The sequence below is a fragment of the Streptomyces sp. NPDC002809 genome (genome assembly GCF_040295435.1).
Lineage (GTDB): Bacteria > Actinomycetota > Actinomycetes > Streptomycetales > Streptomycetaceae > Streptomyces.
The window spans coordinates 24,335-47,613 of record NZ_JBEOVJ010000029.1; the positions used below are offsets into that span (position 1 = coordinate 24,335).

20 protein-coding genes are annotated in these 23,279 nt (G+C 71.2%); 16 read left to right on the forward strand and 4 right to left on the reverse strand.

Translation table 11 applies throughout. The features are described from left to right. Positions 1–54 precede the first annotated feature (54 nt). The 9 genes from ABT025_RS19090 to ABT025_RS19130 all read left to right on the forward strand — a co-directional run bounded on the left by ABT025_RS19090 (position 55) and on the right by ABT025_RS19130 (position 11,112). Positions 55–1,278 (forward strand): ROK family transcriptional regulator, encoded by a 1,224-nt coding sequence (locus ABT025_RS19090; protein WP_350995455.1) that lies wholly within the window; start codon positions 55–57, stop codon positions 1,276–1,278. Positions 1,279–1,364: 86 nt separating this feature from the next. Then, positions 1,365–2,702 (forward strand): ABC transporter substrate-binding protein, encoded by a 1,338-nt coding sequence (locus ABT025_RS19095; protein ID WP_350995457.1) that lies wholly within the window; start codon positions 1,365–1,367, stop codon positions 2,700–2,702. Positions 2,703–2,712: 10 nt separating this feature from the next. Then, a complete protein-coding gene (locus ABT025_RS19100) occupies positions 2,713–3,654 on the forward strand; it encodes a carbohydrate ABC transporter permease (protein WP_350995459.1) in 942 nt (313 codons plus the stop codon). 1 nt (position 3,655) lies between these two features. After that, the gene (locus ABT025_RS19105) at positions 3,656–4,558 is read left to right on the forward strand and encodes a carbohydrate ABC transporter permease (protein ID WP_350995461.1); all 903 of its coding nucleotides are present in this window, start codon (positions 3,656–3,658) and stop codon (positions 4,556–4,558) included. Positions 4,559–4,561: 3 nt separating this feature from the next. After that, on the forward strand, positions 4,562–5,827 hold the full coding sequence (locus ABT025_RS19110) for a 6-phospho-beta-glucosidase (RefSeq protein ID WP_350995463.1): 1,266 nt from the start codon (positions 4,562–4,564) through the stop codon (positions 5,825–5,827). Next, positions 5,818–6,792: an N-acetylglucosamine kinase gene (locus ABT025_RS19115; protein WP_350995465.1), complete on the forward strand. Its 975-nt coding sequence runs from the start codon at positions 5,818–5,820 to the stop codon at positions 6,790–6,792. Before ABT025_RS19110 ends, ABT025_RS19115 begins: the two co-directional genes overlap by 10 nt. Positions 6,793–7,164: 372 nt before the next feature. Beyond that, complete coding sequence (locus ABT025_RS19120; RefSeq protein WP_502971980.1) at positions 7,165–8,568, forward strand: GlnX family signal transduction membrane protein; 1,404 nt, start codon at positions 7,165–7,167, stop codon at positions 8,566–8,568. 11 nt (positions 8,569–8,579) lie between these two features. After that, complete coding sequence (locus ABT025_RS19125; RefSeq protein ID WP_502971981.1) at positions 8,580–9,665, forward strand: glutamate ABC transporter substrate-binding protein; 1,086 nt, start codon at positions 8,580–8,582, stop codon at positions 9,663–9,665. Between the two features lie 112 nt (positions 9,666–9,777). Further along, complete coding sequence (locus ABT025_RS19130; protein ID WP_350995467.1) at positions 9,778–11,112, forward strand: hypothetical protein; 1,335 nt, start codon at positions 9,778–9,780, stop codon at positions 11,110–11,112. A 132-nt stretch (positions 11,113–11,244) separates the two neighbouring features. Here ABT025_RS19130 and ABT025_RS39535 read toward each other — a convergent pair whose 3' ends face one another. Beyond that, positions 11,245–11,535 (reverse strand): hypothetical protein, encoded by a 291-nt coding sequence (locus ABT025_RS39535; RefSeq protein ID WP_502971982.1) that lies wholly within the window; start codon positions 11,533–11,535, stop codon positions 11,245–11,247. On the opposite strand from ABT025_RS39535, the gene ABT025_RS19135 reads away from it, so the two are divergent. The 5 genes from ABT025_RS19135 to ABT025_RS19155 all read left to right on the forward strand — a co-directional run bounded on the left by ABT025_RS19135 (position 11,519) and on the right by ABT025_RS19155 (position 19,061). Beyond that, the gene (locus ABT025_RS19135; RefSeq protein ID WP_502971983.1) at positions 11,519–13,990 is read left to right on the forward strand and encodes a serine/threonine-protein kinase; all 2,472 of its coding nucleotides are present in this window, start codon (positions 11,519–11,521) and stop codon (positions 13,988–13,990) included. The genes ABT025_RS39535 and ABT025_RS19135 overlap by 17 nt on opposite strands. Continuing rightward, complete coding sequence (locus ABT025_RS19140; RefSeq protein WP_350995471.1) at positions 13,987–15,321, forward strand: PP2C family protein-serine/threonine phosphatase; 1,335 nt, start codon at positions 13,987–13,989, stop codon at positions 15,319–15,321. The genes ABT025_RS19135 and ABT025_RS19140 overlap by 4 nt, the downstream gene beginning before the upstream one ends. A gap of 167 nt (positions 15,322–15,488) precedes the next feature. After that, positions 15,489–16,841, forward strand: coding sequence for a vWA domain-containing protein (locus ABT025_RS19145; RefSeq protein WP_350995473.1), 1,353 nt, complete (start codon positions 15,489–15,491; stop codon positions 16,839–16,841). A 107-nt stretch (positions 16,842–16,948) separates the two neighbouring features. Next, on the forward strand, positions 16,949–18,397 hold the full coding sequence (locus ABT025_RS19150) for an FHA domain-containing protein (protein ID WP_350995475.1): 1,449 nt from the start codon (positions 16,949–16,951) through the stop codon (positions 18,395–18,397). A 205-nt stretch (positions 18,398–18,602) separates the two neighbouring features. Further along, positions 18,603–19,061, forward strand: coding sequence for a MarR family winged helix-turn-helix transcriptional regulator (locus ABT025_RS19155; RefSeq protein ID WP_350995558.1), 459 nt, complete (start codon positions 18,603–18,605; stop codon positions 19,059–19,061). A 12-nt stretch (positions 19,062–19,073) separates the two neighbouring features. Here ABT025_RS19155 and ABT025_RS19160 read toward each other — a convergent pair whose 3' ends face one another. Further along, positions 19,074–20,171, reverse strand: coding sequence for an FAD-dependent oxidoreductase (locus ABT025_RS19160; RefSeq protein WP_350995477.1), 1,098 nt, complete (start codon positions 20,169–20,171; stop codon positions 19,074–19,076). 306 nt (positions 20,172–20,477) lie between these two features. Between ABT025_RS19160 and ABT025_RS19165 the strand changes: the two genes are divergently transcribed. Beyond that, entirely contained in the window at positions 20,478–20,882 is a 405-nt protein-coding gene (locus ABT025_RS19165) for a globin (RefSeq protein WP_350995479.1), read from the forward strand. Positions 20,883–21,083: 201 nt separating this feature from the next. Beyond that, on the forward strand, positions 21,084–22,133 hold the full coding sequence (locus tag ABT025_RS19170; protein WP_350995481.1) for a DUF2804 domain-containing protein: 1,050 nt from the start codon (positions 21,084–21,086) through the stop codon (positions 22,131–22,133). Between the two features lie 42 nt (positions 22,134–22,175). Here the strand turns inward: ABT025_RS19170 and ABT025_RS19175 are convergent, their stop codons facing one another. Continuing rightward, positions 22,176–22,859 (reverse strand): DUF8010 domain-containing protein, encoded by a 684-nt coding sequence (locus ABT025_RS19175; protein WP_350995483.1) that lies wholly within the window; start codon positions 22,857–22,859, stop codon positions 22,176–22,178. Further along, positions 22,856–23,278, reverse strand: a complete 423-nt coding sequence (locus ABT025_RS19180; RefSeq protein WP_350995485.1) for an acyl-CoA thioesterase — start codon at positions 23,276–23,278, stop codon at positions 22,856–22,858. Before ABT025_RS19180 ends, ABT025_RS19175 begins: the two co-directional genes overlap by 4 nt. Position 23,279 lies beyond the last annotated feature (1 nt).

Sequence of the window (23,279 nt, forward strand, 5' to 3'; positions counted from 1 at the left end):
ACGGTCCTCTCACCGAATAGGAAACTTTCCTAACAGAGGGCAGGTGCAGTGGCCATGGCCGGAACCACACCGGGTACCCCCCGCGTTCTTCGCGCCATGAACGACCGCGCCGCCCTCGATCTGCTGCTGGAGCACGGCCCCCTGTCGCGGACGCGGATCGGGAAGCTGACCGGGCTCTCCAAGCCCACCGCCTCCCAGCTGCTGGCCCGGCTGGAGGCGGCCGGGCTGGTCGTCGCCACCGGGACCGCGGCCGGGCGACCCGGGCCCAATGCGCAGCTGTACGCCGTCAACGCCTCGTCCGCCCATGTGGCGGGGCTCGATGTGAACGCCCAGCGGATCGTCGCCGCCGTCGCCGATGTGACGGGTGAGACGGTGGGTGAGTTCGAGCTGCGGACGCCGGGCCGGCGCGCCGACAGTGTGGTGCGCCAGGTGGCGGACGCGCTGGACGGGGCGGTCAAGGAGGCCGGGCTGACGCGGTCCGATGTGCACCGGGTCGTCATCGGTACGCCGGGCGCGTTCGACCCGGGCACGGGCAGGCTGCGGTACGCCTCGCACCTGCCCGGCTGGCACTCCCCCACCCTGCTGGACGAGCTGGCGGCCTTCCTGCCGATGCCGGTGGAGTACGAGAACGACGTGAACCTCGTCGCGGTGGCCGAACAACGGCTCGGCGCGGCGCGGGGACACGACGACTTCGTGCTGCTGTGGAACGAGGAGGGGCTCGGTGCCGCCCTCGTCATCAACGGCCGGCTGCACCGCGGCTTCACCGGCGGCGCCGGCGAGGTCGGCTTCCTGCCGGTGCCTGGCGCCCCACTGGTCCGCCAGGTCACCAAGGCGAACGCGGGCGGCTTCCAGGAGCTGGCGGGCGCCCAGGTGCTCGCCCGGCTGGCCCGAGAGCTCGGCATCGACGACGAGGCCGTGCGCGGTCCCGGCACCCATCACGAGGTCGCGGCGGAGCTGGTGGGCCGGGCGGCAGCGGCCGCGGCGCAGGACGAGGGCGGGCCGTACGGCCGGCTGCTCGATCTGTTCGCCACCGGTCTGGCCACCGGTCTCGCCTCCATGGTCGCCGTCCTGGACCCCGAGGTCGTCGTGCTGTCCGGTGAGCTGATCGCGCGCGGCGGGGAGCCGCTGCGCGGCCGGGTGGCGGCCGAGCTCGCCGAGCTCGCGGCGTCCCGGCCCCGGCTGATCACCGGCGAGGTGACCCACCGCCCCGTACTGCGCGGCGCACTGGAGAGCGCGCTCGCCACCACCCGCGACGAAGTGTTCGACACCTCGCGCTGACCCCGCGCGTCCCCGCCTTCCGTACACCCCCATACCTTCCGTACACCCCCTTTCCCCGTCCCAACCCTTCATCGGGAGACACCACCATGTCCGGAAACCGCCGGAAGCCGGCCGTCGCGCTCGCCGCGACCGCCGCGATAGCCCTGTTCGCCTCCGCCTGTACCGGGCAGAGCGACTCCGGTGCCAGTGATGACGCGTCCAAGGAGACGACCATCAACTTCTGGCACGGCTGGAGCGCCCCGAACGAGGTCAAGGGAATTCAGGACACGGTCGACGCCTTCGAGAAGGCGCACCCCAACATCCACGTGAAGGTCGTCGGCAACATGACCGACGACAAGATCAACCAGGCACTCCGCGCGGGCGGTTCGAAGGCTCCGGACGTCGTCTCGTCGTTCACCACGAACAACGTGGGCAAGTTCTGTTCGTCGAAGGCCTTCGTCGACCTCAACCCGTTCCTGAAGAAGGACGGGATCGACCCGGACTCGACCTTCCCGAAGGCGATGAACGAGTACACGCAGTTCGACGGCGTGCGCTGCACCGTGCCGCTGCTGGGCGACGCGTACGGCCTCTACTACAACAAGGACGCGTTCAAGGACGCCGGGATCACGAGCCCGCCGAAGACCTGGACCGAGTTCGCCGCCGACGCCAAGAAGCTGACGAAGACCAAGGGCGACTCGTACGAGCAGCTCGGCTTCATGCCGAACTACCACGGCTACGAGTCGACGACCGAGCACTACCTCGGCAGCTGGAACCCGTCGTACTTCGATGCGGACGGCAAGTCGAACATCGCCGAGGACCCCGCATTCGCCGCGATGCTCACCAACCAGAAGAGACTGGTCGACTCGCTCGGCGGCTACCAGAAGCTGGAGAAGTTCCGTACGGGCTTCGGTGACGAGTGGGGCGCCAAGCACCCGTTCCACACCGGCCAGGTGGCCATGCAGCTGGACGGCGAGTGGCGCCTCGGCATGGCCGAGGACACCAAGCCGGGGTTCGAGATCGGTGTGGCCCCGATGCCCGTCGCCGACGACGAGGCCGACACGTACGGCAAGGGCTATCTGACGGGCACCATCGCCGGTATCGCCGCCACCTCCGGCAAGCAGAACGCCGCCTGGGAGCTGGTGAAGTTCATGACGACCGACACCGACGCGGTGGTGAACTTCGCCAACGCCATCCACAACGTGCCCTCCACGCTCGCCGCGCTGAAGTCGCCGAAGCTGAAGTACGACCCGCGCTTCAAGACCTTCCTGGACATCGCGGCCAACCCGAAGTCCACCACCACCCCGCCCTCGGTGAACGGCGGCGCGTACCTGACGTCCCTGCAGAACCTCGCCTTCGAGGTCGAGAAGGGCACCCAGAAGGACGTCGAGGCAGGTCTGGAGAAGACCGCCAAGGAGATCGACGCCGCGATCGACCAGGCGAAGTAGAGCCGGCGCGATGAGCACGTACACACTCCGTTCGAAGCGCCGCCGCTCGGCGCTCCGGACGGCGGCCTTCATGTCGCCGTGGCTGATCGGGTTCTGCGTCTTCTTCGCCTACCCGCTGATCTCCACGCTCTACTTCTCCTTCACCAGCTACGACGGATTCTCGGCCCCCGAGTTCAGCGGGCTGCAGAACTGGTCGTTCGTCTTCAACGACTACCCGCTGTTCTGGCCCGCGCTGCGCAACACGCTGTGGCTGGTCGTGGTCATGGTGGCCTGCCGGGTGGTCTTCGGACTCGGCATCGGCATGCTGATCACCAAGATCAAGACGGGGACCGGCGTCTTCCGGACGCTGTTCTACCTGCCGTACCTGGCACCGCCGGTCGCCGCCACGCTGGGGTTCGTCTTCCTGCTCAACCCGGGTACGGGGCCGGTCAATTCGATCCTCGGGGAGCTCGGTCTCGGCACCCCCGGCTGGTTCACCGACCCCACCTGGTCCAAGCCGGCTCTGACCGCCCTCGCGGTGTGGGGGGTGGGCGACCTGATGGTGATCTTCATGGCCGCACTCCTCGACGTGCCGAAGGAGCAGTACGAGGCGGCGGAGCTGGACGGGGCGGGCCCCTACCAGCGGTTCCGCTTCGTCACGCTGCCGAACATCTCGCCGATCATCATGTTCGCCGTGGTCACCGGCATCATCCAGACGATGCAGTACTACACCCAGCCGTTGGTGGCCGGGAAGGTCGCGTCCGGTGTCATGGGCGGCTCCGGGCAGCAGTTCGAACCGGGCTATCCCGACAAGTCGACACTCACGCTCCCGCAGCTGGTCTACAACCTCGGTTTCCAGCGCTTCGACTACGGCTCCGCCTGTGTGGTCGCGCTCGTTCTCTTCGTCCTCGCCATGGCGTTCACCGCACTCCTGATGCGGCGCCGCAGCGGACTGATCCAGGCAGGTGAGTGACGTGGCGCAGGTTCTCGACACACCGAAGGCCGCCGGCCCGGTGAGTGACCCCGTCACTCCGGCCGAGCGCGTCGCGCGCCGCAAGGCGCTGCTGCACTGGATCGGTGTGCACTCGCTCGGCGTCGCGGCCGCGCTCTTCTTCGTGCTGCCGTTCGTCTTCCTCTTCCTCACCTCGCTGATGAGCGACGAGCAGGCACTGACCCGTGACCTGTGGCCGCACCCCTTCGAGTGGAGCAACTACAAGCAGGTGTTCGACACCCCGGGCTTCCTGACCTGGTGGAAGAACACCCTGCTGTACGCGGGCCTGGGCACCGTCCTCACGGTCGTGTCCTCGCTGCCCGTGGCGTACGCGCTCGCCAAGTTCCGTTTCCGCGGCCGGCACCTGTCGCTGATGCTCGTCATCTCGATGATGATGCTGCCGCCGCAGGTCGTCGTGATCCCGATGTACCTGTTCTGGGCCAAGCAGCTCGACATGTCCGGCACGCTCTGGCCGCTGATCATCCCGATGGCGTTCGGCGACGCGTTCTCCATCTTCCTGCTGCGGCAGTTCCTGCTGACCATTCCCGACGAGTACCTCGACGCGGCGAAGGTCGACGGCTGCGGTGAATTCCGCACCCTGCTGCGCGTCGTGATCCCGATGGCCAAGCCGGGCATCGCCGCCGTCGCCCTCTTCCAGTTCTTCTACGCCTGGAACGACTACTTCGGCCCGCAGATCTACGCCTCCGAGAACCCGGCGGCCTGGACCCTGAGTTACGGACTGGAGTCCTTCAAGGGCGCACACCACACCGACTGGAACCTGACCATGGCCGCGACCGTTCTGGTCATGGCCCCTGTGATCGTCGTCTTCTTCTTCGCACAGAAGGCATTTGTCGAGGGCGTCACACTGACCGGAGTAAAGGGCTGATTCATGAAGCTCGCAGTAGTGGGTGGCGGGTCCACCTACACACCTGAACTGATCGACGGATTCGCCCGGCTGCGGGACACCCTGCCGGTCGAGGAGCTCGTGCTCGTCGACCCGGACGCCCACCGGCTCGAACTCGTCGGCGGCCTCGCCCGGCGGATCTTCGCCAAGCAGGGCCACCCGGGGAGGATCGTCACCACCTCGGACATCGACGCGGGCGTCGCCGACGCCGACGCGGTCCTGCTCCAGCTGCGCGTGGGCGGCCAGGCCGCCCGCAACCAGGACGAGACGTGGCCTCTGGAGTGCGGCTGCATCGGCCAGGAGACCACCGGGGCCGGCGGCCTCGCCAAGGCCCTGCGCACCGTCCCGGTCGTCCTGGACATCGCCGAACGCGTCCGGCGCACCAACCCGAACGCCTGGATCATCGACTTCACCAACCCGGTCGGCATCGTCACCCGGGCGCTGCTCCAGGCCGGCCACAAGGCCGTGGGCCTGTGCAACGTGGCGATCGGCTTCCAGCGCAAGTTCGCGCGGCTGCTCGATGTGGCGCCCGGTGAGGTGCACCTCGACCACGTCGGGCTGAACCACCTGAGCTGGGAGCTCGGGGTGCGTCTCGGCGGCCCCGAGGGCGAGAACGTACTGCCGCGGCTGATCGCCGAGCACGGCGACGCGATCGCGGACGACCTGCACATGCCGCGGGCGATCGTGGACCGCCTCGGCGTGGTCCCCTCGTACTACCTGCGCTACTTCTACGCGCACGACGAGGTCGTGCGGGAGCTCGGCACCAAGCCCTCCCGGGCTGCCGAGGTCGCCCTGATGGAGAAGGAACTCCTCGCCATGTACGGGGACCCGGCGCTGGACGAGAAGCCCGCGCTGCTCGCCAAGCGGGGCGGGGCCTTCTACTCGGAGGCGGCCGTGGACCTGGCGGCCTCGCTCCTCGGCGGCGGCGGCTCCGCGGTGCAGGTGGTCAACACGTACAACAAGGGGACGCTGCCGTTCCTGCCGGACGACGCGGTCATCGAGGTCCAGGCCCGGGTCGACGGGACGGGTGCCACACCCCTCGCCGTGCCGGAGCTGGACCCGCTGTACGCCGGTCTGATCGCCAATGTGACGGCGTACGAGGACCTGGCGCTGGAGGCCGCCCTGCGCGGTGGCCGCGACCGGGTTTTCAAGGCACTGCTCGCGCACCCCCTGATCGGCCAGTTCGAGTACGCCGAGGCGCTCACCGACAAGCTGGTCGCGCACAACCGGGAGCACCTCGCGTGGGCGTGAACGGTTCGGTCCTCGCGATCGACGCGGGGAACAGCAAGACCGATGTGGCACTCATCGGTGAGGACGGCACCGTGCTGTCCACGGCCCGGGGCGGCGGCTTCCAGCCGCCGGTGGTCGGTGTCGGTACGGCCGTGGACGTGCTCGGCGCCGCGGTGGAGGAGGCGCTGGCCTCGGCCGGTGCGGACGCCGGGTCCGTCGCCCATGTGTCCGCCTGCCTCGCCAACGCCGATCTGCCGGTCGAGGAGGCGCAGTTGACCGATGCGCTGCGCGCCCGTGGCTGGGGTCGCACGGTGGAGGTGCGCAACGACACCTTCGCGATCCTGCGGGCCGGGGCCGACGAGCCGCGCGGAGTGGCCGTCGTGTGCGGTGCGGGGATCAACTGCGTCGGCATGGTGCCGGACGGGCGGACCGCGCGATTCCCCGCGATCGGCCGGATCTCCGGTGACTGGGGCGGCGGTTCGGGGCTCTCCGAGGAAGCGATGTGGTTCGCCTCGCGTGCCGAGGACGGCCGCGGTGAACCCACCGAACTGGCCCGCGCGCTGCCCGCGCACTTCGGGCTCGACTCGATGTACGCGCTGATCGAGGCGATGCATCTGGGCCGGATCGAGTCCGGGCGGCGGCATGAGCTGTCGCCGGTGCTGTTCGCGACCGCCGCCGCCGGCGACGCGGTGGCGCGCGGGCTCGTGGACCGGCTGGCCGACGAGGTCGTGGCGCTGTCCTCGGTGGCGCTCTCCCGCCTCGGGCTGCTCGGGGAGGAGGCTCCGGTGGTCCTGGGCGGCAGCGTGCTGGCCGCCCGCCACCCCCAGTTGGACGGACGGATCGCCGAACTCCTCGCCGTGCGGGCCCCCAAGGCGGTGGTGCGGGTGATGAAGGAGTCCCCGGTGCTGGGCGCCGGGCTGCTCGGCCTGGACCACACGGGTGCGGCGCCCCGGGTGCACGCCAGGCTGCGGGAGCAGTACGTCTGACGGACCGCCGCGCCGGAACGTGTCGGAGGCGTCCCGTAACCTTCGGGCTACGGGACGTCTTCTGCGTACGGGAACCGATCAGTTGCCCCGGACGTGTTCATGGGTGGGGAGATCGATCCGCTTCGGGGATTGATTCGGGGACTTCGGGGATTGCTTCGGGGATTGCTCCGCCGATCGTCTTGATCGGCGGCGTCGACCTTGATCGAATGCTGTGTGACCGCGGCTGATCACAGTTGGCTGCTTGATGGACCGGTGCAGGATCCTGGCGTTCACCATGTGGACACCGTTCCCTGCGGCCATACTTCTGGCCGGGTACCAGTCCCCCGATCGGCCGGGGGGCGGGCCACCGTCAGTGACCGAGGGGGAGGTCAAGTGACATACCCGCCGAGTGTGCGACCGGCGCCGCAGCACGCGCCGGAGCAGCAGCATGCGCCGGCGACGGCCGCACCCGCGCCGCCGCCGCACAGCGTCCGGGCCGTGGTGACCGAGCGGCTGCGTGCCGCGGCGACCACCGAGCCCGGCCGGCTCCAGATCATCGGAGCCGTGCTGGCTCTGCTCGTCGTCGCGTTCGGGGCGGTGACGGCGTTCGAGATCAGTGACCGCGCGGCAGCTGCCAACGACGTGGTGGAACGCAGCCAGCCGCTCAGCGCGGACGCGGCGGGCATCTACCGCTCGCTGGCCGATGCGGACGCGGCGGCCGCGAGCGGCTTCCTGGCCGGACCGCAGGAGCCGAAGGCGGTCCACGACCAGTACGTGAAGGACATCGACGACGCCTCGCGGCTGCTGGTGAAGGCCGCGGCCAACACGGACTCGTCGACGGAGTCCGGCCATGAGATCACCACGCTCAACAAGGAACTCCCGCGCTACACCGGACTGATCGAGCGCGCCCGCGCCAACAACCGGCAGGGGCTGCCGCTGGGCGGAGCCTACCTCCGGTACGCCAACCAGAAGATGTCGAACGAGCTGCTGCCGGCCGCCGAGCGGCTCTACACCGCGGAGACGGACCGGCTCGACCAGGACTACCACTCCGCCCGGACGTGGCCGTTCTTCTCCCTCGGCATCGGGGTCATCGCGCTGGGCGTACTGTTCTGGGCCCAGCGTCGCAACTACCGCAGGACGAACCGGGTGTTCAACCACGGTCTGCTCGCGGCGACCGCGGCGGCGACCGTGGTGCTGCTGTGGCTGGCGGTGGGGCACACGGTGGCCCGGTCCGATCTGGCCGAGGCCAACACACACGGCCAGCAGTCCCTGGACGTGCTGAACCGGGCGCGCATCGACTCGCTGAAGGCGCGCTCCAGCGAGAACCTCACGGTGGTCGCGCGTGGCGCGGTGCTCACCGCGGACGGCAAGAAGGACAAGTACGAGACCGACTACGGCACGGGCATGAAGGCACTCGGCGAAGAGCTGAGCCGGGCCGCGAAGCTCGCCGACGACACCGGTGACACCGAGGGCGGCAAGCCCGTGGCGGATGCCATCAAGGCTGTCACCGAGTGGCAGAGCCGTCACCGGACCGCCCGCAAGACCGACGACGGCGGCGACTACGACACCGCGCTGGAGCAGATCATCGGGTCGGAGGACTCGACGGGTCAGTCCTTCAGCCGGGTGGACGAAGCGCTGCGGAAGGCGCTCGCCCACGAGCAGAGCGAGTTCACCCAGGCCGCCGAGGACGGGCGCGGGGCCCTGGGCGGGCTGCCGATCGGGGCCGCGGCCCTCGCCGTGCTGGGCGCGGTGGCGGCGATCGTCGGGGTCAACCGCAGGCTCTCGGAGTTCCGGTGACAGGGGAAGCGATGACAGCGAAGGACCCGATGACGGGCCCGGGGACGGCCCGCGGGGGCCGGCTGCACCGGCTGCGTGGCTGGGGCGGGGTGACCGCCATGGCCGCGGCCTGCGCGGTGACGGCCTCGCTGACCCTGCTCCCGCTCTCCCACGGCGGCGAGGACCCCTTCGACGCGAAGGTCGCGGGGCCCGGGACGACCCACGCCGTCCAGGCGCGGGCCGACGACTGCACGGACCCGGAGGCCAGCCTGGCGCCGGGCCGGCCGGAGGGCGACGCGATCCAGCGGATCAGGGAGCGCGGCAAGCTGATCGCCGGCGTCGACCAGAACAGCTTCCAGTGGGGCTTTCGCAACCCGGAGTCCGGGAATCTCGAAGGCTTCGACATCGACCTGGTGCGGGCCATCGCCGAGGACATCCTGGGCAGCCCGGACAAGGTGATCTTCCGGGCGATCCCCACCAACCAGCGCATCGCCGCGCTGGAGAACGACAAGGTCGACGTCGTCGTCCGGACGATGACCATCAACTGCGCCCGGCTGGACCAGGTGTCGTTCTCCACGGCCTACTTCCAGGCCGGCCAGCAGGTCCTCGCGCCGAAGGCCGACCCGAAGGCGGACCCGAAGAAGGGTGCGGAGATCACCGGCTTCAACTCCTCGCTGGCCGGCAAGCGGGTCTGCACCGCCGAGGGCTCCACCGCGTACGAGGCGCTGCAGAAGGAGTCGTTCGGCTCCGTGTTCAAGGACAAGCACGACGGCACCGAGGCCGACGAGGACATGCTCACCGTCCCCAACCAGCTGGACTGCCTCGTGCGGCTCCAGATGGGTGAGGTCGACGCGGTCGTCACGGACAACGCCCTCGCGGCCGGCCAGGCCGCACAGGACCCTGCCGTGGAGCTCAAGGGCGACCCCTTCACCACCGAGTACTACGGCGTGGCCACGAAGAAGGGCGCGGACGACCTGGTGTCCCGGGTCAACAAGGTGCTCGTCGGCTACCGCGCCGGTGGCGCGAACAGCCCCTGGATGATCTCGTACCGTCACTGGCTGGCCGACGGCCTGCCCGGAATAGAGGAGCCACCGGCGCCCAAGTACCGGAACGACTAGGGCGTTTCGTTCGGATCAGGCCGGATCAGGGGGGCACACGCACCCGGACGGCGGGTTGGCAGCACTGATCCTGCCGGGCCCCCGCCCGGCAGGAAGAGCGGAGAGGTGATCGATGGGCGTCGCGGGCCCCTTCCCCAGCTACGCGTCCCGGCCTCCCGGCCCGGTCATGGACCGGGACGAGGCCGACCGTGCGCTGGCCCGGCTCGGCGCGGAGCACGAGGCGATCGAGACCTCGCTCCTCGCCCTGCAGGACCACGCCGGGCGCCGGCTGCTGGAGGGCGCCGACCTCACCGGTGTCACCAAGGAGCGCTGGAGCACCACCGAACAGTCGATCACGCTGCTGTGGACCTATTTCGACGCGTACGCGGGGGCACTGAACCGGGCGCGCGAGGTGCGGTCCCGGCGTCGTCAGCCCAACCGCGAGGACCTGGTGGCGCTCACCGAGCTGCTGCGTGGCCAGGGGGTGACGGTGGCGCATGCCGCCGCCGCCCACAACCCGTCGATCACCGGCCCGGCCCGGCTCTCGGAGCGCTTCACGCTGGAGGAACTGGTCCAGCGGATGAACGAGCTGTACGCACGCTCGCTCGACATGGTCGTCGCCTCCGACTCCGTGTGGTCCGCGATGCCCGCCCGGATAGATCTCCTCGCCGCCGAGCTGCGCCGCACCCACTCGCTGGCGCACTCGGTCGGCGTACGGCCCGGGGAACACCCGTCGGGCGACGACCTGGAGTCGATCGTCCAGGAGCTGACCACGCTGCGGGTGCAGGTGATCTCCGACCCGCTGGCGTTCTGGCTGCCGGGGCCCGGCAGTTCGGCGCCGGGTGGCGGCCGCCCGGACACGACGCGCTATGACCGGGCGGCACGGGCGCTGGACGAGGTACGGCGTGAGGTCGAGGCGGTGCTCGCGGTCCGGCAGGACGCCGAGCAGCGCCTCGTCCAGCTGCGCGATGTCCTGTCCCGGGCCGACCGCACCCTGGCAGAGGCCAGGGCGGCGCGCGGTGAGGTGCTGGCGAAGATCGCCGCCTCCGAGGTGCCCGCGGTCAACGGCCCGCCGACAGCGCTCCAGGAGCGGCTGGCCGCGGCGTCGGAGTACCGCAGGCACGCACAGTGGCATCGGCTCTCACCACTCCTGGAGTCCCTGGAGCAGCAGGCCGGCGAGGAGTTGCTGCGGGCCCGGGAGCAGCTGACAGCGGTCACGGCGCCGCTGGCCGTCCGGGCGGAGCTGCGCGGCCGGCTCGACGCGTACAAGGCGAAGGTGGCCCGGCACGGCCTGGCGGAGGACCCGGTCCTCATCGAGCGTTACGACGCGGCGCGCCGGATGCTGTGGAGCGCGCCGTGCGATCTGCGGGTCGCGGCGCTGGCGGTACAGCGCTTTCAGGACGCGGCGCTGGACATGCTGGCCGGACGCGGGCCGTCCGGCCCCGAGGACCGGCGGGGGCGCCTGTGAAACGGCCGGGTTTCCCATGGCACATGGCGTGCATGACGGGTAGTGACGGAGCATCGTGGCCGCTGCGGCGGCGGGGCGAACAGGGGGAATGACCATGAGTACGCAGTGCCAGCGCCCCGCGTGCGAGGGCAACTACGAGGACATGGGCGGCGGTGAGCTGTACTGCGACACCTGCGGTCTGGCACCGGTCGTCTCGCCGAACGGCATGGTGAGTTCGCCGCCGACCGGGATCGCGGGCGGCGGCGTGGGCAGCAGGGGCAGCAACAGCGCTTCGGCCCGCAGCAGTTCGCAGTCCTCGTCGAGGGCGTCCTCGCGGTCCTCCTCACGCTCGTCGACCTCGCGGCGTTCGGTTTCGGGGCGGCTCTCGCGCGCGCTGTCCGGAAGCACCACGTCGCGTTCGGTCTCGGTGCGTTCCTCCGCCAAGTCGACCGGTTCCTCGAGCCGCAACCGGCTGGGCGCCGGGCTGGTGCTCGTACCGGACGTGCCGCGCCCCGATCCGCGCACCGCTGTGATGAAGAACCCGGAGGTGCCCGAGCGCAAGCGTTTCTGCTCGCGTTCGGACTGCGGGGCGCCGGTGGGCCGGGCCCGGGGTGAGCGGCCGGGGCGTACGGAGGGGTTCTGCACCAAGTGCGGCCACCCGTACTCCTTCACGCCCAAGCTCCAAGGTGGCGACATCGTCCACGGGCAGTACGAGGTCTCGGGCTGTCTGGCGCACGGCGGCCTCGGCTGGGTGTACCTCGCGGTGGACCGGGCGGTCTCCGACCGGTGGGTGGTGCTCAAGGGTCTGCTCGACACCGGTGACCAGGACGCCATGGCGGCGGCCATCTCGGAGCGACGGTTCCTCGCCGAGATCGAGCACTCCAACATCGTCCGGATCTACAACTTCGTCGAGCACCTCGACCAGCGGACCGGTTCCCTCGACGGCTACATCGTCATGGAGTACGTCGGCGGCAAGGCGCTCAAGGAGATCGCCAACGAGCGCCGCACCCCGGCCGGGAAGCGGGATCCGCTGCCGGTCGAGCAGGCGTGCGCGTTCGGCATCGAGGCGCTGGAGGCGCTGGGCCACCTGCACAGCCGCAACCTCCTGTACTGCGACTTCAAGGTCGACAACGCGATCCAGACCGAGGACCAGCTGAAGCTGATCGACATGGGCGCGGTCCGCAGGATGGACGACGAGGAGTCGGCCATCTACGGCACGGTGGGGTACCAGGCGCCGGAGGTCGGGGAGGCGGGCCCTTCGGTGGCCTCGGACCTGTACACGGTCGCGCGGACGCTCGCGGTGCTCACCTTCGACTTCCAGGGGTACACGAACGTCTTCGTGGACTCGCTGCCGGACCCGGACAACATCGAGGTGTTCCGGACCTACGAGTCGTTCTACCGGCTGCTGGTGCGGGCGACCGATCCCGATCCGGCACGGCGGTTCGCCTCCGCCTCCGAGATGGCGGAGCAGCTGACGGGCGTGCTGCGCGAGGTGGTGTCGCTGCAGAGCGGGCGCCCGCGTCCGGCTCTTTCGACGCTGTTCGGTGCGGAGTTGCGCGTCACCGACACGGAGCTCTTCACCATCCGGACCGGTGATGTCTCCCGTCTGGGCGCCAGGTCGCCGGAGCCCGGCAGGCCCGGGATCTTCGGGCGGCGGCGGGGCGGCCGAGCGGCGGTGGCGCATCCCGCATCCCCGCCGGCCCCGGTGGCGCCGCCGGGCGGTGTCCCGGGCGCCCTGCCCGCCGGTCCGCCTCCCGGGTTCACCGCGGGGGCCGGACCACTGCCCTCCACCACCACACACATCCGCGGCGGCGCTCCGGCCGGCGCGGGCAACGGTGCCCCGCCCCCGTACGCGCAGACCCAGGCGGCCATCCCGCCCCCACGGGTCCCGGTCGCGGTGCCGGGCACGGTGCCGGGGCCGGACAGTGCGACCGGTCCCCGGCTCGCCGGGCTCGACGTGCGCGGGACCTCGCTCGCGCTGCCGGTCCCCCGCGTCGACGCGAGTGACCCCAACGCGGGTTTCCTGGCCGGGGTGATGGCTTCGGCACCCGCCGAACTGATCGCCGCGCTGCAGGCCGTGCCGGCCGCCTCGCTGGAGACGCGGCTGCGCGAGCTGCGGGCCCTGCTGGAGATGAACGACCTCGGCGGCGCGAAGGAGACCCTGGCCTCGCTGGAGGCGCAGCACGCGGACGACTGGCGGGTGGTCTGGTACCGCGGACTCACCTCCCTGGTGTCCGGTGACAAGGAGAACGCGGCGCTGTCCTTCGACGCGGTCTACGACGCGTTTCCCGGGGAGCCCGCGCCGAAGCTGGCCCTCGGCATCTGCGCGGAGGTCCTGGGCCAGCTGGACAACGCCGCCGAGTACTACCGGCTGGTGTGGATGACCGACCCGAGCTTCGTGAGCGCGGCGTTCGGCCTGGCCCGGGTGCAGCTCGCGGCCGGGGACCGGATCGGCTCCGTCAGGACCCTGGAGTCGGTGCCGGAGGCGTCGATCCACTTCACGGCGGCCCGGGTCGCCGCGGTGCGGGCCCGGCTGCGGGAGCGGGCCCCGGACGAGCCGTTGATCACCGATCTGATGGCGGCGTCGGCCCAGGTCTCGGGGCTGGCCGGTCTCGGCCTGGACGCGGTGCGCCGCGAGCAGTTGTCGACCGAGGTGCTGGGGACGGCCCTCGACTGGGTACTCTCCGGTAGTCCCACGGCTCGGCCCTCGGACCCGAAGCCGGTCCCGTACGCCGGGGCGCAGGGGAAGACGCTGCTCGGCAGTGAACTGGACGAGCGCGGCCTGCGTTTCGGACTGGAGAGGTCGTACCGGATGCTCGCCCGGCTTGCGGAGCCCGGTGACGAGAGGATCGAACTGGTGGAGCGGGCCAACCGTTTCCGCCCCCGAACGTGGGTGTGAACATGTCGCAGAAGCACCAGGAGACTGCCTTGTCGAGGTGTCCCGGCTGCCAGGAGCCGCTGGAGCCGGGGGACCTGTTCTGCGGTGCGTGCGGGTACGACCTTTCGGCCGTGCCCGAGCCGCCGCAGGACCACCCGACGATCGCCATCGCCGTCCCGGCGGGGAAGACCGCGCCGGGTGGCGGCTTCGGGCCGGCCCCCGGGACGACGGCGCCCGGAGCCGGGCACGTGCCCGGCTCCGCCCCGGGCGCGGAGCGTTCGGCGCCGCCGCCCGCCGACGGCGCGCAGGGCGTCCGCTTCGACGGGCCCGACGCGTCGGGGGACTTCGAGCTGGCCGCTCCCGCGGCCCCGGCGGAGGCGGCGCCCGATCCCCGTACCTCCCCCGACCCCACGCTGACCCCGTCGGCCGGCACCAAGGTGTGTGTGGCCTGCCGGGCCGGTCGTGTCGACAACGACGGCTACTGCGAGAACTGCGGCCACGCCCAGCCTCGCGAGCGCGACCACATGGAGCAGGAGCTCGAGTCGGTCGCCGCCGTCAGCGACCGCGGACTGCGTCATCACCGCAACGAGGACTCCTTCGCGGTGTCGACCACCGCGTTGCCCGACGGCTCCCCGGCCGTCGTCGCGATCGTCTGCGACGGGGTGTCGTCGGCCAGCAGGCCCGACGAGGCCTCGGCCGCCGCCGCGCACACCGCCAACGAGGCGCTGCTGGAGTCGCTGCCGCGCGGCACGCATCCGCAGCAGGCGATGCACGAGGCGATCGTCGCCGCCGCCGAGTCGGTCAACCGGCTTGCGCAGGACCCCGGTCAGGCCCAGGAGCACGATCCGCACCGCCACCAGAACGCCCCGGCCTGCACCCTGGTCGGCGCGATCATGGCGAGCGGCCTGCTGGTCGTCGGCTGGGTCGGCGACAGCCGCGTGTACTGGGTGCCCGCGGACCGGAGCAGTCCGCCGGCCCGGCTCACCGAGGACGATTCCTGGGCCGCGCAGATGGTCGCGGCCGGCCTGATGAACGAGGCGGAGGCGTACGCCGACGAGCGCGCCCACGCCATCACGGGCTGGCTCGGCGCGGACGCCTACGAACTGGAGCCGCACACCGCGTCGTTCAAACCGGACCGGCCGGGACTCGTGGTGGTCTGCACGGACGGCCTGTGGAACTACGCGGAGTCCGCGGCCGAGATGGCCGCCGCAGTGCCCGAGGACGCGTACGAACGGCCGCTGCGCGGCGCCCAGGTGCTGGTGGGGCACGCTCTGGACGGCGGGGGCCACGACAACGTAACAGTGGCCCTGGTGCCGTTCGCCGTGGCGCCGCAAGGGGCAGGATCCGCCTGAAACAGTGGGTCCCTCCAAATCCCTTTCCGTCCGGACCTGTTCCGTCCGGTCCCGTTCCGTCCAGATCCGTTCCGTCCAGACCTGTTCCGTCCGGTCCCGCACCCCCCGATGACTTTGTCCGCGCATCTGTCTTCATCTGACATGTGGAGCCTCAAGGAGCCGATCAGATGGCCAACTTCTCCAAGTCGAACGTGCCGCAGTTCTCCGTCGAGGTGTATCAGAACGAATATCTGCCCGAAGGCGGCCGTGAGGTCAACGGCATCATCACGGTCACCTCGACCGGGGGCGGCACCACCGGCGGTGTTCCGCTGACGGGTACGGCGAACTCGCAGCTGCCGGGCGGCGCGGCGAACGCGGCCGTGGTGATCATGGTGGACTGCTCGGGTTCGATGGACTACCCGCCCACGAAGATGCGCAATGCCCGCGACGCGACGGCGGCGGCGATCGACACCCTGCGCGACGGCACCTCCTTCGCCGTGGTCGGCGGAACGCACGTGGCCAAGGAGGTCTACCCGGGCAACGGTCGGCTCGCCGTCGCCGATGCTCGGACCAAGGCCCAGGCCAAGGAGGCCCTGCGCCGGCTCAGTGCGGGCGGCGGTACGGCGATCGGGACCTGGCTGCGGCTGACGGACCGGCTGCTCGGCGCCGCCGACGTGGAGATCCGGCACGGGATCCTGCTGACGGACGGGCGCAACGAGCACGAGGCCCCGGAGGATCTGCGGGCCGCGCTCGACGCGTGCGCGGGCCGGTTCACCTGCGACGCCCGCGGCGTGGGCACCGACTGGGAGGTGAAAGAGGTCACAGCGATCGCCTCGGCGCTGCTCGGCACGGCCGACATCGTCGCCGACCCGGCGGGGCTGGCCGCGGACTTCACGCAGATGATGGAGAACGCGATGGGCAAGGAGGTCGCGGACGTCGCGCTGCGGCTCTGGACCCCGGTCGGCGTGGAGATCAAGTTCGTGAAGCAGGTCGCGCCGACCGTGGCCGAACTGACCGACCGGCGCACGGAGGCCGGTCCCCGCGCAGGCGACTACCCCACCGGTTCCTGGGGCGACGAGTCCCGCGATTACCACGTGTGCGTGCAGGTGCCGGAAGCCGGCATCGGGCAGGAGATGCTGGCTGCCCGCGTCTCGCTGATCCTTCCCGCCCCCGCGGGCGGTACGCCCCAGACGCTCTCGCAGGGGCTGGTACGGGCGGTGTGGACGGACGACATGGTGGCGTCGACCTCGATCAATCCGCAGGTCGCGCACTACACGGGCCAGGCGGAACTGGCACAAGCCATCCAGCAGGGTCTCGATGCACGCAAGTCGGGAGACTTCGACGGCGCGACGGCCAAACTCGGCCGGGCGGTGCAGTTGGCATCGGCGTCCGGGAACGAGGACACTGCGAAACTGCTTTCGAAGGTGGTAGATGTCGTCGACGCGGCGACCGGTACTGTGCGACTGAAGGCGAAGGTCGCGGAAGCGGACGAGATGACACTCGAAACGCGCTCCACGAAGACGGTTCGCGTCAAGAAATAACCACACATCCGCACTGCCGAGCCGCCCGACCGGCCAGGTCCGCCGGGCGGCTGCGCAAGGAAAATGACGGCCCCCGGGGCCGGACGAGGAGAGGGGGAAGCGCCGACATGCCGACCTGCCCGAACGGACACCAGTCGGGTTCCGAGGACTGGTGCGAGGTCTGCGGCCACCGCATGGCCGCGGCGGGTGCGCCTGCGGGCGCCGTTCCCCCGCCACCTCCCCCGCCACCCGCGCCCGGCTACGGATACCCGCAGGGTCACGGCCCCGATGCGACCCAGCAGGCCGAACTCTGCCCCCAGTGCCGCACCCCGCGGGAGCCCATGGCGCCCTTCTGCGAGGAGTGCCGCTGGAACTTCCTCACGAACACCGCGACGTCGTACACGCCGCTGGCGCCGCAGCACGGCGTTCCTGGTGGCCCGGGCGGTCCCGGCGGTCCGGTTCCCGGTCTCAATCTGCCGCCGGGCTTCCAGGCCCAGCAGCCGCCCGGCCCGCCGCAGCCGCGCGAGCCCCGCGATCCGTTCGAGTACCAGAGTTCGCGCCCTTCGCAGGTGAACCGGTCGGCCGAGCCGCTCTCCTCCGGCCCGGGCCGGCCCGGGCCCCCGGCACCGGGGCAGCATGCCCCTCACCCGTTCCAGCAGCAGGGACAGCAGGGGCCGCCCCCGCCGCCGTTCCAGCAGCAGGGGCCCCAGGGGGGACCGCAGGGTTTCCCCCAGGGCCAGCAGCACGCTCAGCAGCAGAACTCTCCGCAGGGCTCGCCTCCCCCGCCGTTCCAGCAGCAGGGGCAACAGGGCCCGCCGCCCCCGCCCCAGTTCCAGCAGCAGGGACAGCAGGGCCCCCCGTCGCCGTTCCAGCAGGGACAGCAGGTGCAGCAGGGTCCTCCGCCGCCGTTCCAGCAGCAGAGCGCTTCGCCCACGTTCCAGCAGACGGCTCCCCCGGTCTTCGAGCAGCCCGGGCCGCCTGCCCCGCCGCAGCCGCAGGCACCCCAGACCGGTGGTGACGACTGGCTGCTGTCGCCGCCCTCGCAGGCCCAGGGCCCGCAGAGCCCGGTGCAGCAGCCCTACCCGGGCCAGAACCAGGGCCCGGGCCCTCAGGGCCCCGGGCAGGACCAAGGCCAGGGTCATGGGCCGAACCAGGGTCAGGCACCGCAGTCCATGAACTGGACCGCGGTCATCGCGCCCGACCGCGAGTACTTCCTGGCGATGATGCAGCGCAGCGGCCCCGAGGCCACCGGGCTCAACCTCCCGGCGTACTCCCCCGAGCAGCAACTCCCGCTCATCGGCAACCAGATCACCATCGGCCGCCGTCGGCACAGCACGGGCGAGTCCCCCGACATCGACCTGTCCGTGCCGCCGGAGGACCCGGGCGTCTCGCACCAGCACGCGGTGCTGGTGCAGCAGCCGGACAGCAGCTGGGCCGTCGTCGACCAGAACTCGACGAACGGCACCACGCTCAACGGCGCCGAGGACCCGATCCAGCCCTATGTCCCCGTACCCCTCCAGGACGGCGACCAGGTGCACGTCGGGGCGTGGACGACGATCACGATCCGCCGGGACTGACCGGCTCGGACGCATACGCGGCCGGCGAGGGGGTGACCACCCCGTCGCCGGCCGCCTTGCTGTCGGAGGAGCCCGCATCATCCCCTCCGCACATAGTTCGCACCACGAATGTCAGCAGGCAGGCGCGAATGCTCCACCCACGCCGAGGCCGAACCGTCACGGCCTGCCGTATTCTGGGCGAATGCGAAAGGCCGAGTGCGGACAGATGGGGGTCGTCACCGCATTGGTGCGCTCCTCGTTCCTGGTGAATGCCGTGTATGCCGATTCCGGCCGCGAGCACGGAATCACCGCGCAGCAGGGGCAGCTGCTCTGCGTGCTGATGGTGCAGCCGTACGGGATGAGCGAGCTCGGCGCGATGCTGGGGCTGGCGAAGTCGAGCCTCACCGGCCTGGTGGACCGCAGCGTCCAGCGCGGCCTGGTGCGCCGCGAACCCGACCCCGAGGACGGCCGCGCGGTCCGGGTCGCCCTGACGCCGGCGGGCGACGCCCTGGCGGACGCGTTCTACGCCGGGACCTGCCGTCGGGTGGACGCCCTGTCGGCGGACCTCGACGAGTCGGACCGCGAGCAGCTCGCGACGCTGCTCGGCCGGCTGGTACTGAGCAACAAGGTTCCGGTGGTCTTCATGGAGCCCGAGGAGGGCGCCCCGCCCGCGCCCGTCCGCTGAGCACCACGGGCCCTACCCGCGCGCCACTCCGAACAGCGCGGCGAACCGGCCGGTGAACAGGTCCAAGCCCTTGTACTCGCTGACCGCCGACGCCGGCAGGAGAGCGGGCCCGTCGGGCGTGGGCACCTGCCCCACCCCGCCGCCGGGGCCGAGCGGCAGCAGCACCGAGGGCACGGGGGACGGCCGGTAGGTGGCCGTGGGCCGCCCTCCACGCACCTGGGCGAGGATGTTCTCCACCACCACCTCGGCGTGCTTCATGGCGTAGCCGGCCATCTTGGCCTCGGCCAGGTCCGTGATGTCCCCGAGAGCGTAGATGTGGTCGTGACCCTCGACGTTGAGCGTCTCGGTGACCCGGACCCGGCCCTGCGGGGTGCGTACGGCGACCCGGCCGTCGGCGAGGTAGTCGCTGTTGGTGCGCCCGCCGTAGCAGCGGAACCAGATGTCGGCGGAGATCTCTTCGCCATCGGTGGTGGCCACGGTGAAGGACTTGCCCCGGCCCGGCCCGGTGGGCGGCTGCCCGGCCAGGGCGGTGCCCAGTCGCAGCTCCACACCGAGCGCGTCCAGCTGCCTGCGCAGTTCCTCGCGGAACTCCGGCAGGAAGCCCGGGACCAGCCGGCCCGCGGGGTCGGTGATGATCACGTGCTTGCCCGGCCACACCGCCTTGATCTCGCCGGCGAGCTCCAGCCCGACCGGTCCGGCGCCGGCGATCAGTACGCGCTCGGCCGCGGCCAGTTCGGCATGGGCCTCATGGATGTGCTCCAGAGCCTCTCCGGAGAGGTCGGTGTCCATCTTGGCCGGGAACGGGTAGTCCGAACCGGTGGCGAGGACCAGATGTGCGGCCCCGATCCGCTCCCCCGAGGCCAGGGTGACGCCGCCCGGATCCACCGAGGCGGCACGCTCACGGCGGACGGTGCCGCGCCGCAGCAGGGTGTCGTACGGAAAGAAGATGTGCCCCGCCCAGTCGGGCCGGACCAGCGCCCGCAGCGCCCCCGCCGCATGAACGAACGCGTCCTTGGGGTCTATGAGTACGACGTCCGTCTCCTCGTCGAGCGCTTTCGCGACCGCGGCGCCGCCGTACCCCCCACCGATGACCACAACCGTACGATCCACGTTTTCGCCCCGCCCGATTCCACTCGCCACGTTTCCCACTCCCACTCCCACCACGATCGGAACCAATCATTCGCGACACGAACCGACACTCATTCGCAACACGAACCATACTAGTTCGCATCACGAATTACAGCGGGAGCCGGAAAGGGACCGGAGAGAAGCCGGGCAGGACCAAGGACGGCCCCAGGACGGAACGTCGGCCGGCCCCGCCACCGGCACGCGGCAAGGGGCACGCGGCAAGGGGGGATGGCGCGATCCGCGCCCCGGGCCGCCGTGCCCGGCGGGCGCGTCTGCGACCATGGACGGGTGACTGAGAATCCGCACGACACGCTGCAGGAGCTGACCTTCTACGAGCTGGTCGGCGGCGAGGAGACCTTCCGGCGCCTGGTCCACCGCTTCTACCAGGGCGTGGCCGGGGACCCGCTGCTGCGGCCGATGTACCCGGAGGAGGATCTGGGCCCGGCCGAGGAGCGGTTCACGCTGTTCCTGATGCAGTACTGGGGCGGCCCCCGCACCTACAGCGAGGAGCGCGGACACCCCCGGCTGCGGATGCGGCACGCGCCGTTCCGGGTGGACCGCGCAGCGCACGACGCCTGGCTGAGCCACATGCGGGTGGCGCTGGACGAACTCGGGCTGGCCCCGGAGCACGAGCGGCAGCTGTGGGACTACCTCACCTATGCGGCCGCCTCGATGGTGAACACCGAGGGCTGAGCCGCGATCGAACGAGTCGGGAATCCGGTACTCCACCCCCGGATATCGTCCCGGGCCGGAGTGAGCAGGCCTGCGGGAAGGGGCCCGAGGGCCTGCTGCAGGATCCCGGACAGGACTGCGGGGGAAGGGCCCCGGGGCCCGTCTCCTGCCCCGGGGCAGGACTGCCGGGGCACGAGACGGGGCCCGCTATAGGATCCGCGCATGACGACGTCCGAACGCGAGATCACCGAGCCGGTCGACCTCTGTCTGCCCGACGGCAGTCTGAATCCGGCTGCGGTCGGCTGGTCCCGGGTCCCGCTTCACCGCGCCAATCTGCGCGGCTGGGGCCGCACGAAGCGCTGGGAGTACTGGTGCGTGACGACGCCCACCCATCTGGTGGCGCTGACCGTCAGTGACCTGGACTTCCTCGCTCTGAACACCGTCTACCTGCTCGAATACGCACCGGGCGGGCTGGAGTCGGAGCGCACCGCGATCATCCCCGGCGGCTTCGGCGTCGAGCTCCCCGACACCGTCGCGGGCGCCCCCGGCTCCCGGGACGTGGTGGTCGGACCCGAGCGGCCGTCCAGCGGCAAGGTGCGCGTCGAGATCCGCGACGAGAACGCCGGCACCCGGCTGAGGGCCCGCTGCCTGACCCCGGACCGGCTTCCGCTGGAGGTCGACATCCTGGTCGCCCGGCCTCCGGAGCACGAGTCGCTCTCCGTCGTCGTCCCGTGGAGCGAACGCCGGTTCCAGTACACCTCCAAGCACACCGCGCTCCCCGCGTCCGGCCGGGTCAGGATCGGCACCGAGTTCCTGGACTTCGACGGGGACGACACCTGGGCCGTCCTGGACCACGGCCGCGGCCGCTGGCCGCGCACGGTCGACTGGAACTGGGGCGCCGCGTCCGGACGCACCGACGGGCACACGGTGGGCCTCCAGTTCGGCGGGCGCTGGACGACGGGCACCGGCTCCACGGAGAACGGGCTCTGTGTGGACGGACGCCTGACCAAGATCGGCGAGGAACTGGACTGGCGGTGGTCCACGACCGACTTCCTCGCGCCCTGGACCATCCGTACGCCGTCGTCCGACCAGGTCGACCTGACATTCACCCCGTTCCACAACCGGTCGACACGCACGGAGACCGGCCTGATCGACAACCGCACCGACCAGTGCTTCGGCTACTACGACGGGCGTGTCCGCACCGACGACGGTACGGAGATCGCGGTGGAACGGCTGCTGGGCTGGGCCGAGGACGTCCACATGCGCTGGTGACCGCGGCCGGTGGGCGTTTGCCCGCCCCGGCCGGTGGGGCGTCTACCCGCCCACGGAGACGGCGAGCGTCCCCAGGCCCCCCGCCGCGCCGGCCCGCCGCAGGGCGATGGACCCGTAGGGGGTACGCAGCCGCAGCCACGCGCCGGTGGCCAGCAGGGCCACGGGAAAATCGTCGGCTGCACGCAGAAAACCGAGCGCCTGGGCCGCATGCACAGCACGCAGCGGAAGCTCCGTACTGCCGACGGTCCGGGACCAGATGTCGCGCCCGATGAGATCCCGCTCCGCGCGCGTACGCCGGTCCTCGGGCAGGGCCTCGTCACGGGTACGGAACTCCGCGACGGCGTCGGTCAGCGCCGCACGCAGGGAGAGGGCGTCGGGCAGCCCCGGCTGTTCCTCCCAGCCGCCGCGCGGAGGCAGCACACCCGTCCACGGCGGGCCCGTGACCGGCGCGGGGACCGCACCGGAGCCGGTCGACTCCTCCAGCGACTCCAGGAACTCACCGGCGGACACGGTCACGTCGAATTCGTGCGTACCGTCGAACCGCACCGCCCGGATCGCCAGAACCTCGAACGACGGTGGCCGGCCGAACACGGCCAGCGCACCGCCGCCCGCCTGCAGCCGCACGGCCGCGGCACGGTCGTAGTGGAGCAGCCGGCCGAGGAAGGCCGCGAGATCCGCGGCCTCCCTCGCGTCGGCGAACTGCAGGGACTGCACAGGCGCGGTCATACTGCCGCGGGCTCCTCGGCCAGATACGCCTGGAGGAAGAGCTTCTCCTCCGCCGAGATCCTCCGGGGGCGCTCCTCGGCCAGGTTGTACGGGACGACAACGGTCGACGCCCGTACGTACACCTGCTCCGGATCCTTGATCTCGTACGCGATCGTGAGCGAAGCGGCGCCTATCTTCGTGACCCATGACTCGACGGTCACCGGCGCGTGCCGGTGGACCAGCGGGCGCACGTAGTCGATCTCGTGCCGGGCCACTACGGAACCGCCCGCGAAGGACGGCGAGCCGTCCCCCGGCGCCAGCCGGAACATGAAGTCGATGCGCGCCTCCTCCAGGTAGCGGAGGAAGACCACGTTGTTGACGTGGCCGAAGGCATCCATGTCCGACCAGCGCAGCGGGCAGCTGTAGATGTGACGTGCCAAG